Below are 15,785 nucleotides of genomic sequence, written 5' to 3'. Positions count from 1 at the left end.
GCTTGCCTGCTCCCACATTGATTGGATTTCCAAACTGGGAATCCCACTTATATAACAAGGATCAGACCATGCGCGCACTCGCTGCATTGAGTCGTTTTGTCGGCAACACCTTCGCTTACTGGGTACTGGTTTTCGCCATCGTGGCGTTTCTGCAGCCGGCCTGGTTCATCGGCTTGAAAGGCGCCATTGTGCCGCTGCTGGGGTTGGTGATGTTCGGCATGGGCCTGACCCTCAAGCTCGAAGACTTCGCCGAAGTCGCTCGTCATCCGTGGCGCGTGGCCCTGGGCGTGGTCGCCCATTTCGTGATCATGCCCGGTATGGCGTGGTTGCTCTGCCAAGTGTTCCACCTGCCGCCAGAGATCGCCGTCGGTGTGATTCTGGTCGGCTGTTGCCCGAGCGGCACCTCCTCGAACGTGATGACTTGGCTGGCTCGCGGCGATCTGGCGTTGTCGGTGGCCATAGCAGCCGTCACCACCCTCCTCGCGCCATTGCTGACACCGGCACTGATCTGGCTGCTGGCCTCGGCCTGGTTGCCGGTGTCGTTCATGGAGCTGTTCTGGTCGATCCTGCAAGTCGTGCTGTTGCCGATCGTACTTGGCGTGGTTGCCCAACGCGTGCTCGGTGATCGGGTTCGTCACGCGGTAGAGGTGTTGCCGCTGGTGTCGGTGGTGAGCATCGTGATCATTGTCACTGCCGTGGTGGCTGCCAGTCAGGCGAAGATTGCCGAATCAGGTCTGCTGATCATGGCCGTGGTAATGCTGCACAACAGCTTCGGCTACTTGCTGGGTTACTTCACTGGACGCTTGTTCAACCTGCCATTGGCCCAGCGCAAATCCCTGGCACTGGAAGTCGGCATGCAGAACTCCGGCCTGGGCGCAGCGTTGGCCAGCGCGCACTTCTCGCCGCTGGCGGCGGTGCCGAGCGCATTGTTCAGCGTCTGGCACAACATTTCCGGGGCGCTGCTCTCGACGTATTTCCGTCGCATGAGCGAGAAAGAGGATCGGAAAATCGCCGCTCGGCAGGTGGCTGACTAAGCCGAAAACTTGATCCTCGGGTTAATGATCGGCACTCTATTGCGCAACGCGGGGACGACCTCGCGGCTCGTTCGAGTCATTAGTCCGGGGACGACCCCATCCATCGATGGAGGTCTCCAATGTCCTGGATCATTCTGTTTTTTGCTGGCCTGTTCGAAGTCGGCTGGGCCGTCGGCCTGAAATACACCGACGGCTTCAGCCGCCCTCTCCCTACCGCATTGACCGTTGCCGCCATGGCAATCAGCCTTGGCCTGCTGGGCCTTGCCATGAAGGAATTGCCGCTGGGCACGGCTTATGCGATCTGGACCGGCGTGGGTGCGGTGGGCACGGTGATCGCCGGGATCATTCTGTTTGGTGAATCCATGGCGCTGTTTCGGCTGGCCAGTGTGGCGTTGATCATTACCGGCTTGGTCGGGCTCAAGGTTAGCGCTTAGGCCTCTGACGCCATCGCGGGCAAGCCCGGCTCCCGCAGGGATTGATGGTGTGACCACACTATGTGGCACAGCATCAAAACCTGTGGGAGCCGGGCTTGCCCGCGATGAGGCCCGCAAAGTCACCGACTATCTAACGGCCCCACGCAACTCTCCCACCAACCCTTGCAATGTCGCCGGTTCAGCCGCTTCAATGGCCACCGCCGGCCCCGCCACCAAGGTCACCCGCGACCACAACCGACGGAACAAGCCCTTGTTCGGATCGCGGCTGAAGAAACTCCCCCACAACCCCTGCAACGCCAGCGGAATCACCGGCACCGGCGTTTCTTCGAGAATCCGCGTCAGCCCGCCCTTGAACTCGTTGAGCTCACCATCAGCGGTCAACTTGCCTTCAGGGAAAATGCACACCAGCTCCCCATCCTTCAGATACTGGGCTATCCGGGTGAAGGCCTTTTCGTAAATCTGAATGTCTTCCTGACGCCCGGCGATCGGAATCGTCCCGGCCGTGCGGAAGATGAAGTTCAGCACCGGCAGGTTGTAGATTTTGTAATACATCACAAAGCGAATCGGCCGACGCACCGCGCCACCAATCAGTAATGCATCAACAAACGACACATGGTTGCAAACCAGCAGCGCGGGGCCCTCATCGGGGATCAGCTCCAGGTTGCGATGCTCGACGCGGTACATGGAATGGCCGAGCAGCCAGATCATGAAACGCATGCTGAATTCCGGGACAATTTTGAAGATGTACGCGTTAACGCCGATGTTCAGCAGCGACACCACCAGGAACAGCTGCGGGATCGACAGTTTGGCGATGCTCAGCAGAACGATCGACACAATCGCCGACACCACCATGAACAGGGCGTTGAGAATGTTGTTGGCGGCGATCACTCGGGCCCGTTCGTTCTCGACGGTGCGGGACTGGATCAACGCATACAGCGGCACAATGTAGAAACCGCCGAAGACTCCAAGCCCGAGGATGTCGATCAATACCAGCCAGGTGTGACCGAACCCAAGGATTTCGAGCCAGCCATGGCCGGCAACGCTGTCCGGAATTCCGCCGGAATGCCACCACAGGAGCAGGCCAAATACGGTCAGACCGAATGAGCCGAACGGCACCAGACCGATCTCGACTTTGCGCCCGGAAAGTTTCTCGCAGAGCATCGAACCCAGTGCGATGCCGACCGAGAACACGGTAAGAATCAGCGTCACCACGGTTTCGTCGCCGTGCATCCATTCCTTGGCATACGCCGGGATCTGCGTCAGATAAATCGCCCCGACAAACCAGAACCATGAGTTACCGACGATCGATCGCGATACCGCAGGGGTTTGCCCAAGGCCCAGCTTCAAGGTGGCCCAGGACTGGCTGAAGATGTTCCAGTTCAGGCGCATTTGCGGCGATGCCGCCGCGGCCCGGGGAATGTTGCGGCTGGCGAGGTAACCGAGCACTGCGATACCGACGATTGCCGTGGACACTACCGGTGCGTAGTTGCTGGCGGACATCATGATCCCGGCGCCAATCGTCCCGGCGAGAATCGCCAGGAAGGTGCCCATTTCCACCAGGCCGTTGCCACCCACCAATTCTTCTTCGCGCAAGGCCTGGGGCAGGATCGAGTACTTCACCGGCCCAAACAGCGCCGAGTGGGTGCCCATGGCAAACAGCGCCACCAGCATCAGCGACAAGTGATCGAACATGAAACCGACCGCGCCCACCGCCATGATGACGATTTCCCCGAGCTTGATCAGACGGATCAGCGCGTCCTTGGCGAACTTTTCCCCGAACTGACCGGCCAGCGCCGAGAACAGAAAGAACGGCAGGATAAACAGCAACGCACACAGGTTGACCCAGATCGAGCGGTCACCCGAGAGGGTCAGCTTGTACAGAATGGCAAGGATCAGCGACTGCTTGAAGATGTTGTCGTTAAAGGCCCCGAGGGACTGCGTGACAAAAAAAGGCAGGAAGCGCCGAGTGCGAAGCAAGGTGAACTGCGAGGGGTGACTCATCTTCCATGTGTCCCTGATTTTTTTGGTAGAGGGTGGCGTGGATACTGTTATTGGAATGTCGAACGTCGATCCAGGCCACACACATTACCTAATCTTTGCCGGTTATTTCTTTAATCCTGCGATGCACGGCGAGACAAACAACTCGCCACGCCACGCGCCCTGCACCGTACGTTTGGCGACAATCAGCCACATCGCCGCCAGCATGGCCACCAACCCGCAACCAAAGACACTGAAAAACGTCAGGCTCAAGGTGCTGGCCAGTTTCAGCGTAGTCAGCGAATAGACACCCAGCGGGAAAGTAAAACCCCACCAGCCGAGGTTGAACGGGATACCGGTGCGCAAGTAACGCACGGTGATCAGCAGCGCCATCAGCATCCACCAGAACCCGAAGCCCCACAGCGTGATCCCGGCCACCAGTCCAAGCCCCTCAGCTATTTCACCGATCCCCGGCAGACCGTTGGCGGCAAAAATCGCCGGCGCGTCGGCCCCCAGCAGCAACATACCCAGCGCACCCGTGCCAATCGGCCCAAGCGCCAGCCAGCTCGAGGCGGCCATGTTTTCGTGGGGCAATTTATGCAAGGCCATGCGCAACAACAGGATGGTCAGAATACTGAACGCCACCGGCAGGGAAAAAGCCCAGAGCACGTAGCTGGTGACCAGCACCACCAGTTGTGAATGAGCATCGACCAAGTGCGGCGCCAGCAAGCCACCACTGGCAGCCGCCACTTCCGCCGCCACCACCGGCAACAGCCAGACGGCGGTCATCTGGTCAATGCTGTGTTCCTGGCGAGTGAACATCATGTAGGGAATCAGTACGCCACAGGCCAGCGACATCGCCACGTCCAGCCACCACAGCACTTCGACGACATGAATCACACCGTCGCCCCAACGCGGCAGGCCGAACAGCAGAAAGCCATTGATGATGGTCGCAAGGCCCATGGGAATGGTGCCGAAAAACATCGAAACTGTGGAGTGACCGAAAATCCGCCGCGCCTCGTCGAAGAACAGTACCCAACGCGCGGTGTACATGGCCGTGAACAACACAAACAGGCCAATATTGAACAGCCACAGGCCTTCGGCGAGCGCCTGCAAGCCGGGTATTGCCAGAGGCAGTTGCGCGAGCACGAGTGCCAATACCCCGGTGCCCATGGTCGCGGCGAACCAGTTCGGGGTGAATTGGCGAATAGCTTCTCTTGGGTGCTGCAAATGACTGAGCGGCTTGATACCGGGTTTAATGTAGCTGGTGCAGGTCATGATGAAGGAACTCCTGTCCTCTGATGAGGTGGAGTTCATGGTAGATCTGAATCGAATATCGATATAACGGGTAATTTCTCTAACTGTTATCTGTTTTACAGATATAGCATCAGACGCTGCGCTCAGTCGAGATGAAGGGCTGCGCCAAGGCTGACGGTCATCAGACATCGACGCCACAGACTTTGACGGACCGCTCACGAAGCAACCCGATCAGCGCACCGAGCGACAGGATGATCAGTACCGCGCCGTAACCGTCGGTGGTCGCCACCAGCCCAAAGGTGCGGGTCAGATTACCGGCCAGCAACGACGGTAAGCAGAACGCCAGATAACTGAGCACATAAAACGCCGACATCAATCCGGCTCGCTCATGAGGCAAAGCCAGCGGCACGATGCTTCGCAGGGCACCCAGGAAGCCCGCGCCAAAACCGCCGCCCGCCACCAGAGTTCCGAAGAAAAACAATGGCAGGCTGGCGCTGTGGACCGCCAGCAGAATCAGCGCGACGCCTGCGGGCAGCAAGCTCGCGCCCAGCAGCAAGACCTTGTCGGCCGGCCGATTGCGCAAGGTGTAGATCATCGAGGCACCGGTCACCGTCAACACGGCCACCGTCGCACCGCCAATCAAGTTCGACGTCGACCCGGTGGCCGTCCGCACCAGAGACGGCGCCAAGGAGGCAAAAAAGCCGCCAAGCGCCCACACCGCGAGGTCTATCGGCAGCACCCGCCACAACATTCGCCGCGCCTGAATCGGCACATGCAGGGTCGGGCGCAGCGAGGCCCAGGCACCCGGTTGTCGACTGACGCTTTCCGGCAGGCGCCAGACGTACAGCGCTTGCATCACAAACAGCGCGAACAGCACCCAATAGGTCAATTGCAGCGGCAGCGGCGCAAACTCGGCCAATAAACCGCACCCCATGGCACCCAGCGCCATGCCCAGCAACGGCGCAACGCTGTTGACCATCGGCCCTTGCTGACGGTCGGTATCCAGCAGCGCTGCACTCAAAACGGCGGTGGCCATTCCCGTGGCAAACCCCTGCAGGACCCGCGCACTGATCAGCCAAGCAACGCTGTCCGCGTTGATGAACAGCAACATCGCCAGCATGTTCAGCAATACAGCGGTAAAAATCACCGGCTTGCGTCCCAGATAATCCGAGAGCGAACCGACCGTGAGCAGCGCCGCCAACAAGCTGAGGGCGTAGACGCCAAAAATCAGGGTCAGGGTCGCTGCCGAGAATTGCAGGTGTTCCTGATAGAGGTGATACAACGGGGTCGGCGCGGTGGAAGCGGCGAGAAAACTGAGTAAGGTGATCGCCAGAAACCACAGGCTGGAACGATTTGTCGCTGGAAGAGACATGAGCACACTCCGCAAAAGCTAATATTTTGCTTTTGCGGAGTGTGCTACTGACTTTCTCTTAAAGCAAATTCTTTGTGTTAAGGTCCACCGTATGACTATTAAAGAAGGTTTACGCCCCGGCGGCCGCAGCGCCAGGGTTCAAGAATCGATTCATTCGGCCGTCCGCGCGCTCCTCGAAGAGCAGGACCGAGCCTGCGTGACTGTGCCGCAAATTGCTGCCCGGGCCGGGGTGACGCCGTCGACTATTTACCGGCGCTGGGGTGATCTGTCGGCACTGCTGGCCGATGTCGCCATCGCCCGCATGCGCCCCGACAGTGAGCCGGCCAATACCGGCAGCCTGCGCGGTGACGTGCGGGCCTGGGCGGAGCAGTATCTGGACGAAATGAGCTCCGAACCCGGGCGCAACATGATGCGCGACGTGCAATCCAGTGCCACGCCGGGCTATTGCGTGACGATCATTGGTGGGCAGTTGCAGACCATTCTGGATCGCTATCCCGATCAACCACGGCCAAGTGTCGACCGGTTGATCAATATGGTGGTAGCACCCACGGTGTTTCGCATCCTGTTTGCGGCGCAGGCGCTGGAGGTCGATGAGTTGCATCGGTTGATCGATATTGCATTGAGTCAGTAACGCCGCCTTCGCGGGCAAGCCTCGCTCCTATAAGACGTAATACCTGTAGGCGCGCGGCTTGCCCGCGAAGAAGCCCGAAAAGACACCAAAGATCCAGCGGACTCCCAACCTGCGACACCCCGCCACGCCACGACCTTGGTCGACACTGACTAACTCAGGCGGTCATGCGAGACTGTCTGGATCGGGCGCAGTCCCGGATGTTTTTTGTCTGGAGTTCCCATGTCGCTGTCCACCGGGCTGATCGCCATTGTCGCCCTGGCCTATATGGCCATCCTGTTCGCCATCGCCTTTTACGGCGACCGTCGCAGCACGCCGTTGCCGCCACGAGTGCGTGCCTGGGTGTACAGCCTGTCGCTGGCGGTTTATTGCACCAGCTGGACGTTCTTTGGCGCCGTGGGCCAGGCGGCCGAACAACTCTGGTCATTCCTGCCGATCTACCTCGGGCCGATCCTGCTGCTGGTGTGCGCGCCGTGGGTCCTGCAAAAAATGGTGATGATCAGCAAACAGGAGAACATCACCTCCATCGCCGACTTCATCGCCGCTCGCTATGGCAAATCCCAATCCCTGGCGGTAGTCGTCGCGCTGATTTGCCTGGTCGGCGTACTGCCCTACATCGCCTTGCAGCTCAAGGGCATCGTGCTGGGCGTGAACCTGTTGATCGGCGCCGGCGCCGACGCCATGGGCACGCGCGCGCAAGACACGGCGCTGATCGTATCCTTGGTGCTGGCGCTGTTCACCATCGTTTTCGGTACCCGCAACCTCGACGCCACGGAACACCATCGCGGCATGGTGCTGGCGATTGCCTTTGAATCGCTGGTCAAGCTGTTCGCTTTTCTCGCGGTCGGCGCGTTCGTGACCTACGGCCTGTACGACGGTTTCGACGACCTCTTCAACCAGGCCATGCTCGCCCCGCGCCTGGAAGCGTACTGGAAGGAAACCATCAACTGGCCGTCCATGGTGGTGCAGACCGGCGTGGCAATGATGGCGATCATCTGCCTGCCCCGGCAGTTCCACGTGACGGTGGTGGAAAACATCGATCCCCAGGATTTGCGCTTGGCCAAATGGGTGTTTCCGACCTATCTGGCGTTGGCGGCGCTGTTTGTGGTGCCGATTGCACTGGCCGGTCAGATGTTGCTGCCCAGTTCGGTGCTGCCGGACTCATTCGTCATCAGCCTGCCTCTGGCCCAATCTCACCCTGCCCTGGCGATGCTCGCGTTTATCGGTGGCGCTTCGGCGGCGACCGGCATGGTGATCGTGGCCAGCGTAGCGCTGTCGACCATGCTCTCCAACGACATGCTGCTGCCGTGGTTGCTACGACGCAACAACGCCGAGCGGCCATTCGAAGTGTTCCGCCAGTGGATGCTTTCGGTGCGCCGGGTGAGCATCGTGATCATTCTGCTGCTGGCCTACGTCAGCTATCGCCTGCTGGGCTCGACCGCGAGCCTGGCAACCATCGGCCAGATCGCCTTCGCCGCCGTGACCCAACTGGCCCCGGCCATGCTCGGCGCGCTGTACTGGAAACAGGCTAACCGCCGTGGCGTGTTTGCCGGGCTGGCTACCGGGACGTTTCTCTGGCTCTACACCCTGGTGTTGCCGATTGCCGCCAACAGTCTCGGCTTGCCCTTGAGCAGTTTTCCGGGCCTGGCCTGGCTGCAAAGCAACCCGCTGAACCTGCCGATCACGCCACTGACTCAAGGTGTGGTGTTGTCGCTAGCGGGCAACTTCACCTTGTTCGCCTGGGTCTCGGTGCTGTCACGCACGCGGGTTTCGGAGCACTGGCAGGCCGGTCGCTTCATCGGCCAGGAAATCAGCGCCCGCCCCAACGCCCGCTCGATGCTGGCGGTACAAATCGACGATTTGCTGCAACTGGCTGCCCGGTTTGTCGGCGAAGAACGAGCCCGTCAGAGCTTCATCCGTTTCGCCTACCGCCAAGGCAAAGGCTTCAACCCGAACCAGAACGCCGACGGTGAATGGATCGCCCATACCGAACGCTTGCTGGCCGGTGTACTCGGCGCCTCTTCGACTCGGGCGGTGGTAAAAGCTGCCATCGAAGGTCGGGAAATGCAACTGGAGGACGTCGTACGGATCGCCGACGAAACCTCAGAAGTGCTGCAGTTCAACCGCGCCCTGCTGCAAGGCGCCATCGAGAACATCACCCAAGGCATCAGCGTGATCGACCAGTCGCTGAAACTGGTGGCCTGGAACCGGCGTTACCTGGAGCTGTTCAACTACCCCGACGGCCTGATCAGCGTCGGCCGGCCGATTGCCGACATCATTCGCTACAACGCCGAGCGCGGCCTGTGCGGACCCGGCGAAGCGGAAGTGCACGTCGCCCGCCGCCTGCACTGGATGCGTCAGGGCCGCGCCCATACCTCCGAACGACTGTTCCCCAACGGCCGAGTGATCGAGCTGATCGGCAACCCGATGCCCGGCGGCGGTTTCGTCATGAGTTTCACCGACATCACCGCGTTCCGCGAGGCTGAGCAGGCGCTGACCGAAGCCAATGAAGGCCTTGAGCGGCGGGTCGCCGAGCGGACCCACGAGCTGTCACAACTCAACCTTGCCCTGACCGAAGCCAAGGGCACCGCCGAATCGGCCAACCAGTCGAAAACCCGTTTCCTGGCCGCCGTCAGCCATGACTTGATGCAACCGCTGAACGCTGCGCGGCTGTTCTCTGCCGCCCTCTCCCATCAGGAAGAAGGTTTGTCCAGCGAAGCGCAGAAGCTGGTTCATCACCTGGACAGTTCACTGCGTTCGGCCGAAGACCTGATCAGTGATCTGCTGGACATTTCCCGTCTGGAAAACGGCAAGATCAACCCTGATCGCAAGCCCTTTGTACTCAATGAGTTATTCCATACGCTGGGTGCCGAGTTCAAGGCGCTGGCTCAGGAACAGGGGCTGACATTCCGCGTCCGAGGCAGTGCGCTACGGGTCGACAGCGACATCAAACTGCTGCGACGGATCTTGCAGAACTTCCTGACCAATGCCTTCCGCTACGCCAAAGGCCCCGTGCTGCTCGGCGTTCGGCGACGTAACGGCGAGCTGTGCCTGGAGGTCTGGGACCGTGGACCGGGCATTCCGGAAGACAAACAGAAGGTGATTTTCGAAGAGTTCAAACGCCTCGACAGCCACCAGACCCGGGCCGAGAAAGGCCTGGGCCTGGGCCTGGCGATTGCCGATGGACTGTGCCGCGTGCTCGGTCACACCTTGAGCGTGCGCTCCTGGCCGGGTCGCGGAAGCGTGTTCAGTGTCAGCGTGCCGTTGGCTCGGGCACAGACTGCGGCGCCGGCCAAAGTTGCCGAGCTCAATGGCCATTTGCTCGGCGGCGCGCAAGTGCTGTGCATCGATAATGAAGACAGCATCCTGATTGGCATGAACAGCCTGCTCACGCGTTGGGGCTGCCAGGTCTGGACCGCGCGCAACCGTGATGAATGCGCGACGCTGCTCAGCGACGGGATGCGCCCACAGTTAGCGCTGGTGGATTACCACCTGGACGATGGCGAGACCGGAACTGATTTGATGGCGTGGTTGCGTACGCAACTGGGCGAGCCGGTGCCGGGGGTGGTGATCAGCGCCGATGGACGGCCGGAAACCGTGGCCCAGGTGCATGCAGCAGGCCTGGATTACCTGGCCAAACCGGTGAAGCCGGCCGCGTTACGGGCGTTGTTGAGTCGGCATTTGCCGTTGTAACACCGCAGGATTGAACCCTGTAGGGGGCTTGCTCGCGAAGCTTTTCGGCTACTCCGGCAACTCGGCCAAACCATCGACATCCGTCATCGCCCGCTCCAGCAGATCCGCCGGCAAGCTCTTGCTGGCCCGGGCGCCAAGCAACTTGAGCTGTTCGCTGCGACTGACCAGATTGCCACGACCTTCTGTCAGCTTATTGCGGGCAGAGCTGTAGGCCTTGTCCAGTTGCTGCAAGCGATTGCCGACCTCATCCAGATCCTGAATGAACAACACGAACTTGTCGTACAGCCACCCGGCGCGCTCGGCGATTTCCCTGGCGTTCTGGCTCTGGCGCTCCTGCTTCCACAGGCTGTCGATGACGCGCAAAGTGGCCAGCAACGTGGTCGGGCTGACGATCACGATATTGCGGTCGAAGGCCTCCTGAAACAGCGTTGGCTCAGCCTGTAACGCCGCGGAAAACGCCGCTTCGATCGGGACGAAAAGCAGGACGAAATCCAGGCTGTGTAAACCGTCGAGCCGCTTGTAATCCTTGCCAGCCAGGCCTTTGACGTGATTGCGCAGCGACAGTACGTGCTGCTTGATGGCGATCTGGCCGATACCGTCGTCTTCGGCGGCCACATATTGCTGATAAGCCGTGAGGCTGACTTTGGAATCGACCACGACCTGCTTGTCGCCAGGCAGGTAAATAATCACATCCGGCTGGAATCGCTCACCGTCCGGCCCCTTGAGATTGACCTGGGTCTGGTACTCGCGCCCCTTCTCCAGGCCCGCGTGCTCAAGCACTCGCTCAAGAATCAGTTCACCCCAATTGCCTTGGGTTTTCTGCCCTTTCAAGGCACGGGTAAGGTTGGTGGCTTCGTCGCTCAGGCGCAGGTTCAGTTGTTGCAGACGCTCCAGCTCCTTGGCCAGGGAAAAGCGCTCGCGGGCCTCGGCCTGATAACTTTCCTCAACGCGTTTTTCGAATGACTGGATGCGCTCCTTCAACGGATCGAGCAATTGCCCCAGACGCTGCTGACTGGTTTCGGCAAAACGCTGCTCGCGCTCGTCGAAGATCTTGCCCGCCAGCTCGGCGAATTGCGCGCGCAATTCATCTCGTGAGCCTTGCAAGTCGTTGAGGCGCTGCTGATGGCTTTCCTGCTGCTCACGCAACTCGGCGCTGAGGGAGGCAGCCTGAGCGTCCAGGCGACGCAACTCAGCTTCTTTGCCGGCACGTTCGATGTTCCAGGCGTGGGCTGCATCGCGAGCATCGTCGCGTTCGATCTGCAGCAATTCGACTTCACGGCGCAGGGCGGCCAGATCGGCCTGTTTGGCGGCGTTGGCCTGGCTCAGGTCAGCGACTTCATCACGGCAGGTGTCGAGCTGGGCGTTCAAGCCATCCTGCGTCAGCTGGGCCATGGCCAGGCGCTCTTCCAGCAACGCCAGTTCGGCCTGCCCTGTACTCGTCCGACGCTGAAGTTGCCAGGCCAGTACCAGCAACGGCAGTGCTGCGCCCGCCAGCCCCAGCAATGCGCTGGTCAAGTCCATCGCCATAGCCACTCCTGCCGATTAGATAAAGCGTGAAGGTTAACCAAGGCGTCAGGTCTTGGACAGCTCAGTCTTCGATCAGGCCGAGTTCCTGCTGGGCGCGTCGGTCCCCTGCGCGTGCGGCCTGGCGCAACAGTTCCTGGCCAATGCGGCGATCCCGGGCGTTCCCGCATTCGCGGCACATCAATTGGCCGAGGCGGCTTTGCGCGGCCACCACGCCTTCACGGGCAGGTTGCTTGAGCAAACGTCCGGCAAAGTGTTTTACATTGGGGTTTTCGCCCAGACGCGGGCTGTCCAGTAGCCACTCGGCCACACGCATCGAAAAGCGCTTGGGTGGGTTAATGCTGGAGGTTGTTGAGGCCGCAGAGACTGGTACTGAGCGAAACTTCATAAAGCACTGTGGAGCAGATCGGAAGGCGCGCCACTCTACTCTTTTTTTCGTACAGGTAAAGTCGAAAAAGCCTGCACGCCCGTCCTAGAGCAAGCGCTCGGGACAATCCACAGAAGCTGTGGATAACTCAGTGGACAACCGCGCTTGAACTCGCGCAAAGCCGTGTGGAATGGGGCTCGCGGTCAAACTGACGATTTTTTCACCAGTAAAAAAAAGCGATGTTTTTCATTGACTTAAATTTTCATTACAGGCACCCACCCCCGGTGAAGCGAGGATGACAGTGGGATGACAGTCCGCGCAACTTATGTGCACAAGTACCTGCGAGGTGGTTATATGGGTGCGCTTTTTCGGCGCGTTTTTTTGGTAACGCCAGGGGATAAACCCGACGACCCGCACCACAGGTTGATCCTGGCTCGATCGCCCTCTCGGATCAACGACCGATTTTTGGGCTATTGCGGGGCACGTGTCGGCCGATTAGATTTTCCGACAGCTCTTGCGGAGGTGGTCGGCCAGCACTCCAGTGTATTTTTGCGAACAGGCTTCCCTTCGGCCATTCAATCCGTTAGTATCCGCGGCGTTAGTACCAAGCTGAAAGTCAATTCTGGTCGAACAAATCCTCCCGGTCAGCCTTCCTTAAGAGAAGCCTTCACCGACAAAGCGGGATCGACCACCTCGATGGTTTCCAGGTAAATCTTGCGCCAACACAGCCTTTGAATCGAAAGCAAAGGGTGTTGCGAAGTTCACTTACTCTGACCGAACCAACCTGCAAATTGATCAGGATCTTCACCCCGGGCCCAGAACCTTTGCCCCTGCTGTGTTGCCTGCCCTCCTAAGTACCTACCTGCCAGCCCAAGCGCGCCAACTTATCAGCGCTTCAAACTGGCTGCTTTGTTCCAGTCGGGTTCTTCGTTCGACCAATGGTGGTCGTCGTCACTGGAACGTTTTAACTTTGCACGGTTCTTATCCGTGTCGCTTGTAGGAACACCCGATTATGTCTACTCAAATCCACACTCAGGATGCCATTCGCACCCTAACCAACGCTTTTGCACCAATGAATTGCCTGATCATGGCCGCTCGCAAAGGCTGCTTCAGCTTTACCCTGGTCAACGAACACGGCATCGCTCGTCACAGCGAACGCCTGTACCCCGATCAATACTCCAGCGCCGAACCACTGCAGGCTGTGATCGAGCGTACTCGCCAGGCACTGGTTGCCTGAGACGCCAGTAACGCTGAAAACCTCAAAGGCCCCGCTGAAAAGCGGGGCTTTTTATTGCCCGATATTTCTCTTTTTGTCCCTGTTGCCTAAGCACTAACCGATATAACAGTTATAACTCGAAGCCGGAAATATTTTAAAAACAGTCCTTTACAGCAAAATAATGACACTACACTTCAACTCAAGCGGCTTGATCCGCTTCCGGCGAGCCTGATTCGATTCACAGCTGCCAAGGCCTCCTTCAGGTATCGCCGACCACTTCATGTTTCGAGGGCTTTATGGGTATCGCTGCCAGCGAACTGTGCCGTTATGTGATCCGTCCGACATTGATCTACCTCGGACGCCATAGCGCGACTGCCGAATCCCTGCTGCTGGGCATTGCCGCCAGTCAGTCAGCCCTTGGTTCAGCCCTGCATGACCGCCGTGGACACGGCTTGTACCGAATCGCCGAACCCCGCCACCAGGCCCTCTGGGATCACTACCTGGCCCTGGACCCGGAACGGGCGAGCCTGGTTCGCGGCCTGGCCAGCCAGCATGCTTTTCTCAGCGGGCCGCATCTGGAATTGACCGTCAACCTGCGTTACGCCACCGCCATCGCCTGGCTACTGGTAGAAGAACAGAACACTCCCCTCCCCGCCTCCGATGACGTGCTGGGAATGGCCCGAATCTGGCGCCAGACCTTCCAGCCTCAAGGTCGTCTGCGAGACTTCACCTGCGCCTGGCAAACCTGTGTTTCACCGCTGAATCAGGTCGCCTGCTGACCCGCCCATTTCCAAAAATCGCACAACAGGTCGCGATTCTGGTCGGATTGTCCTACAAAACCACTCTAACTCCAGCGATACAGGCTATGGCGCCCGGACGAAAATGTTGGTAATTTTCGCCCCGGTGATCACCAGGAGTTCTAATAATGAAAAAAGTAATGCTCAAAACCACCCTTAGTCTTGCCGTTGCCTTGGCATCCACCCAGATCTTCGCAAGTGGCTTCGCCATCAACGAACAGAGTATCAGCGGGATGGGTACTGGTTTTGCCGGGCGATCTTCCTCTGCCGACGATGCAAGCACCATTTTCGGCAACCCTGCCGGTATGTCTCGCCTCAAGCGCGAACAAGTGACAGGCGGCGTTGCACTGCTCGATGCCCACACTGACATCAGCCACGCCAGCTCCAGACCGAACGGCGGCAGCAACGATGGCGACATGGTTCCCCTGGTCGCCGTGCCAATGGGTTACTACGTCAAGCCAATCGATGACCATTGGGCATTCGGTATCGGCATGTATGCACCATTCGGCCTGGTGACCGACTACGAGAATGGCTTTGCCGGCCGCTACTTCGGCAGCAAGAGCGAAGTAAAAGTCATGACCTTGCAACCGACCGTCAGCTACGCCTTCAACGACAAGGTGTCGATCGGCTTCGGTCCGACCATCAACCGCATTGATGGCACCCTCGAATCGAATCTGTCACTGAACCCGCGCGCGCCGGACGGTAACGTCAAGATCAAGGGTGACGACACCGCGCTGGGCTACAACATCGGTATCCTGGTTCAAGCTACCGACAGCACTCGCGTTGGCCTGACCTACCACTCGAAAGTGAAGTACAAGCTCGAAGGTGACACCAAGGTCAACTACAGCCTCCTCGGGGCTCTGGGTCAGAACCCAAGCCAGAAGTACGATGCTTCGCTGGACCTGACCACCCCTGAGTCGGTCGACCTCTCGCTTACTCATGAGCTGAATGACAAGTGGACCCTCTACGCAGGCAGCACCTGGACTCGCTGGAGCCGCCTGAAAGACATCACCGTCGAAAACAAAGGCGTGCCGGCCATCCTCAATGGCCAGTTCGGCAGCATCACCGAAGAACAGAACTGGCACGACACCTGGGCTCACGCCATCGGCGCGTCCTACAAGCTGAACAAGGAATGGGTGCTGCGTACCGGCCTGTCCTTTGACCAGGCACCGACCAACAACGTCAATCGCTCCCCACGCATCCCGACGGGCGATCGCAAGATTTTCAGCCTGGGCGCCGGCTGGAGCCCGACCGACGATCTGACCATCGACGTGGCGTACTCATACTTGCGTGAAGAGTCGGTAAAGATCAACAACAGCAACAACCGTGGCCAGAGCTACAACGCCAAGTATGAAAACTGGGCGAACGGTTTCGGTGTAGGCGCGACCTACCGTTTCTGATAATTCACGGCGAACCTGACCCCCTCGCCGCCTGAACTGAAAAAGCCCCGCACTCTTGTACAGAGGCGGGGCTTTTTCGTGCGCGT

Annotated in this window: 12 protein-coding genes; 7 read left to right on the top strand and 5 right to left on the bottom strand. The window is 59.4% G+C overall.

Features of this window, described 5'->3' with window-relative positions; genetic code table 11:
- Positions 1–68: 68 nt before the first annotated feature.
- Both J3D54_RS17035 and sugE read left to right on the top strand, forming a co-directional pair.
- Positions 69–1,034 (top strand): bile acid:sodium symporter family protein, encoded by a 966-nt coding sequence (locus J3D54_RS17035; protein ID WP_253420421.1) that lies wholly within the window; start codon positions 69–71, stop codon positions 1,032–1,034.
- 119 nt (positions 1,035–1,153) lie between these two features.
- The gene (sugE, locus tag J3D54_RS17030) at positions 1,154–1,468 is read left to right on the top strand and encodes a quaternary ammonium compound efflux SMR transporter SugE (RefSeq protein WP_018925158.1); all 315 of its coding nucleotides are present in this window, start codon (positions 1,154–1,156) and stop codon (positions 1,466–1,468) included.
- 126 nt (positions 1,469–1,594) lie between these two features.
- Here sugE and J3D54_RS17025 read toward each other — a convergent pair whose 3' ends face one another.
- The 3 genes from J3D54_RS17025 to J3D54_RS17015 all read right to left on the bottom strand — a co-directional run bounded on the left by J3D54_RS17025 (position 1,595) and on the right by J3D54_RS17015 (position 6,074).
- Positions 1,595–3,469: an MFS transporter gene (locus J3D54_RS17025; RefSeq protein ID WP_253420419.1), complete on the bottom strand. Its 1,875-nt coding sequence runs from the start codon at positions 3,467–3,469 to the stop codon at positions 1,595–1,597.
- A gap of 102 nt (positions 3,470–3,571) precedes the next feature.
- On the bottom strand, positions 3,572–4,723 hold the full coding sequence (locus tag J3D54_RS17020; protein WP_253420416.1) for a TDT family transporter: 1,152 nt from the start codon (positions 4,721–4,723) through the stop codon (positions 3,572–3,574).
- Between the two features lie 160 nt (positions 4,724–4,883).
- Entirely contained in the window at positions 4,884–6,074 is a 1,191-nt protein-coding gene (locus J3D54_RS17015; protein WP_253420413.1) for an MFS transporter, read from the bottom strand.
- A 91-nt stretch (positions 6,075–6,165) separates the two neighbouring features.
- On the opposite strand from J3D54_RS17015, the gene J3D54_RS17010 reads away from it, so the two are divergent.
- Positions 6,166–6,705, top strand: coding sequence for a TetR/AcrR family transcriptional regulator (locus tag J3D54_RS17010; protein WP_253420410.1), 540 nt, complete (start codon positions 6,166–6,168; stop codon positions 6,703–6,705).
- Positions 6,706–6,924: 219 nt separating this feature from the next.
- Positions 6,925–10,395: a PAS domain-containing hybrid sensor histidine kinase/response regulator gene (locus tag J3D54_RS17005; RefSeq protein WP_253420407.1), complete on the top strand. Its 3,471-nt coding sequence runs from the start codon at positions 6,925–6,927 to the stop codon at positions 10,393–10,395.
- 48 nt (positions 10,396–10,443) lie between these two features.
- Here J3D54_RS17005 and rmuC read toward each other — a convergent pair whose 3' ends face one another.
- Both rmuC and J3D54_RS16995 read right to left on the bottom strand, forming a co-directional pair.
- On the bottom strand, positions 10,444–11,808 hold the full coding sequence (gene rmuC / locus J3D54_RS17000; protein WP_253426647.1) for a DNA recombination protein RmuC: 1,365 nt from the start codon (positions 11,806–11,808) through the stop codon (positions 10,444–10,446).
- Between the two features lie 175 nt (positions 11,809–11,983).
- Positions 11,984–12,307 carry a sel1 repeat family protein gene (locus tag J3D54_RS16995; RefSeq protein ID WP_253420404.1) on the bottom strand — a complete coding sequence of 108 codons (324 nt, stop codon included), beginning with the start codon at positions 12,305–12,307 and terminating at the stop codon, positions 11,984–11,986.
- Positions 12,308–13,298: 991 nt separating this feature from the next.
- Here J3D54_RS16995 and J3D54_RS16990 point away from each other — a divergent pair.
- From J3D54_RS16990 to J3D54_RS16980, 3 genes are all read left to right on the top strand, one after another.
- On the top strand, positions 13,299–13,523 hold the full coding sequence (locus J3D54_RS16990; protein WP_007898912.1) for a hypothetical protein: 225 nt from the start codon (positions 13,299–13,301) through the stop codon (positions 13,521–13,523).
- A gap of 275 nt (positions 13,524–13,798) precedes the next feature.
- Complete coding sequence (locus J3D54_RS16985; protein WP_253420402.1) at positions 13,799–14,281, top strand: hypothetical protein; 483 nt, start codon at positions 13,799–13,801, stop codon at positions 14,279–14,281.
- Between the two features lie 146 nt (positions 14,282–14,427).
- Complete coding sequence (locus tag J3D54_RS16980; RefSeq protein WP_253420400.1) at positions 14,428–15,699, top strand: OmpP1/FadL family transporter; 1,272 nt, start codon at positions 14,428–14,430, stop codon at positions 15,697–15,699.
- Positions 15,700–15,785: the final 86 nt, after the last annotated feature.

Source organism: Pseudomonas sp. GGS8 (assembly GCF_024168645.1).
Classification (GTDB): domain Bacteria; phylum Pseudomonadota; class Gammaproteobacteria; order Pseudomonadales; family Pseudomonadaceae; genus Aquipseudomonas.
The sequence above is the reverse complement of the archived record's forward strand: the minus strand, read 5'-3'. Positions and strand labels throughout refer to the sequence as shown.

What these genes read in the sequence shown, in the direction of transcription:
- J3D54_RS17010 (WP_253420410.1), top strand. Translation starts at nt 6,166, where the DNA reads ATGACTATTAAAGAAGGTTTACGCCCCGGCGGCCGCAGCGCCAGGGTT.
- sugE (WP_018925158.1), top strand. Translation starts at nt 1,154, where the DNA reads ATGTCCTGGATCATTCTGTTTTTTGCTGGCCTGTTCGAAGTCGGCTGG.
- J3D54_RS17020 (WP_253420416.1), bottom strand. Translation starts at nt 4,723, where the DNA reads ATGACCTGCACCAGCTACATTAAACCCGGTATCAAGCCGCTCAGTCAT.
- J3D54_RS16990 (WP_007898912.1), top strand. Translation starts at nt 13,299, where the DNA reads ATGTCTACTCAAATCCACACTCAGGATGCCATTCGCACCCTAACCAAC.
- J3D54_RS17035 (WP_253420421.1), top strand. Translation starts at nt 69, where the DNA reads ATGCGCGCACTCGCTGCATTGAGTCGTTTTGTCGGCAACACCTTCGCT.
- J3D54_RS16995 (WP_253420404.1), bottom strand. Translation starts at nt 12,307, where the DNA reads ATGAAGTTTCGCTCAGTACCAGTCTCTGCGGCCTCAACAACCTCCAGC.
- J3D54_RS16980 (WP_253420400.1), top strand. Translation starts at nt 14,428, where the DNA reads ATGAAAAAAGTAATGCTCAAAACCACCCTTAGTCTTGCCGTTGCCTTG.
- J3D54_RS16985 (WP_253420402.1), top strand. Translation starts at nt 13,799, where the DNA reads ATGGGTATCGCTGCCAGCGAACTGTGCCGTTATGTGATCCGTCCGACA.
- J3D54_RS17025 (WP_253420419.1), bottom strand. Translation starts at nt 3,469, where the DNA reads ATGAGTCACCCCTCGCAGTTCACCTTGCTTCGCACTCGGCGCTTCCTG.
- J3D54_RS17015 (WP_253420413.1), bottom strand. Translation starts at nt 6,074, where the DNA reads ATGTCTCTTCCAGCGACAAATCGTTCCAGCCTGTGGTTTCTGGCGATC.
- J3D54_RS17005 (WP_253420407.1), top strand. Translation starts at nt 6,925, where the DNA reads ATGTCGCTGTCCACCGGGCTGATCGCCATTGTCGCCCTGGCCTATATG.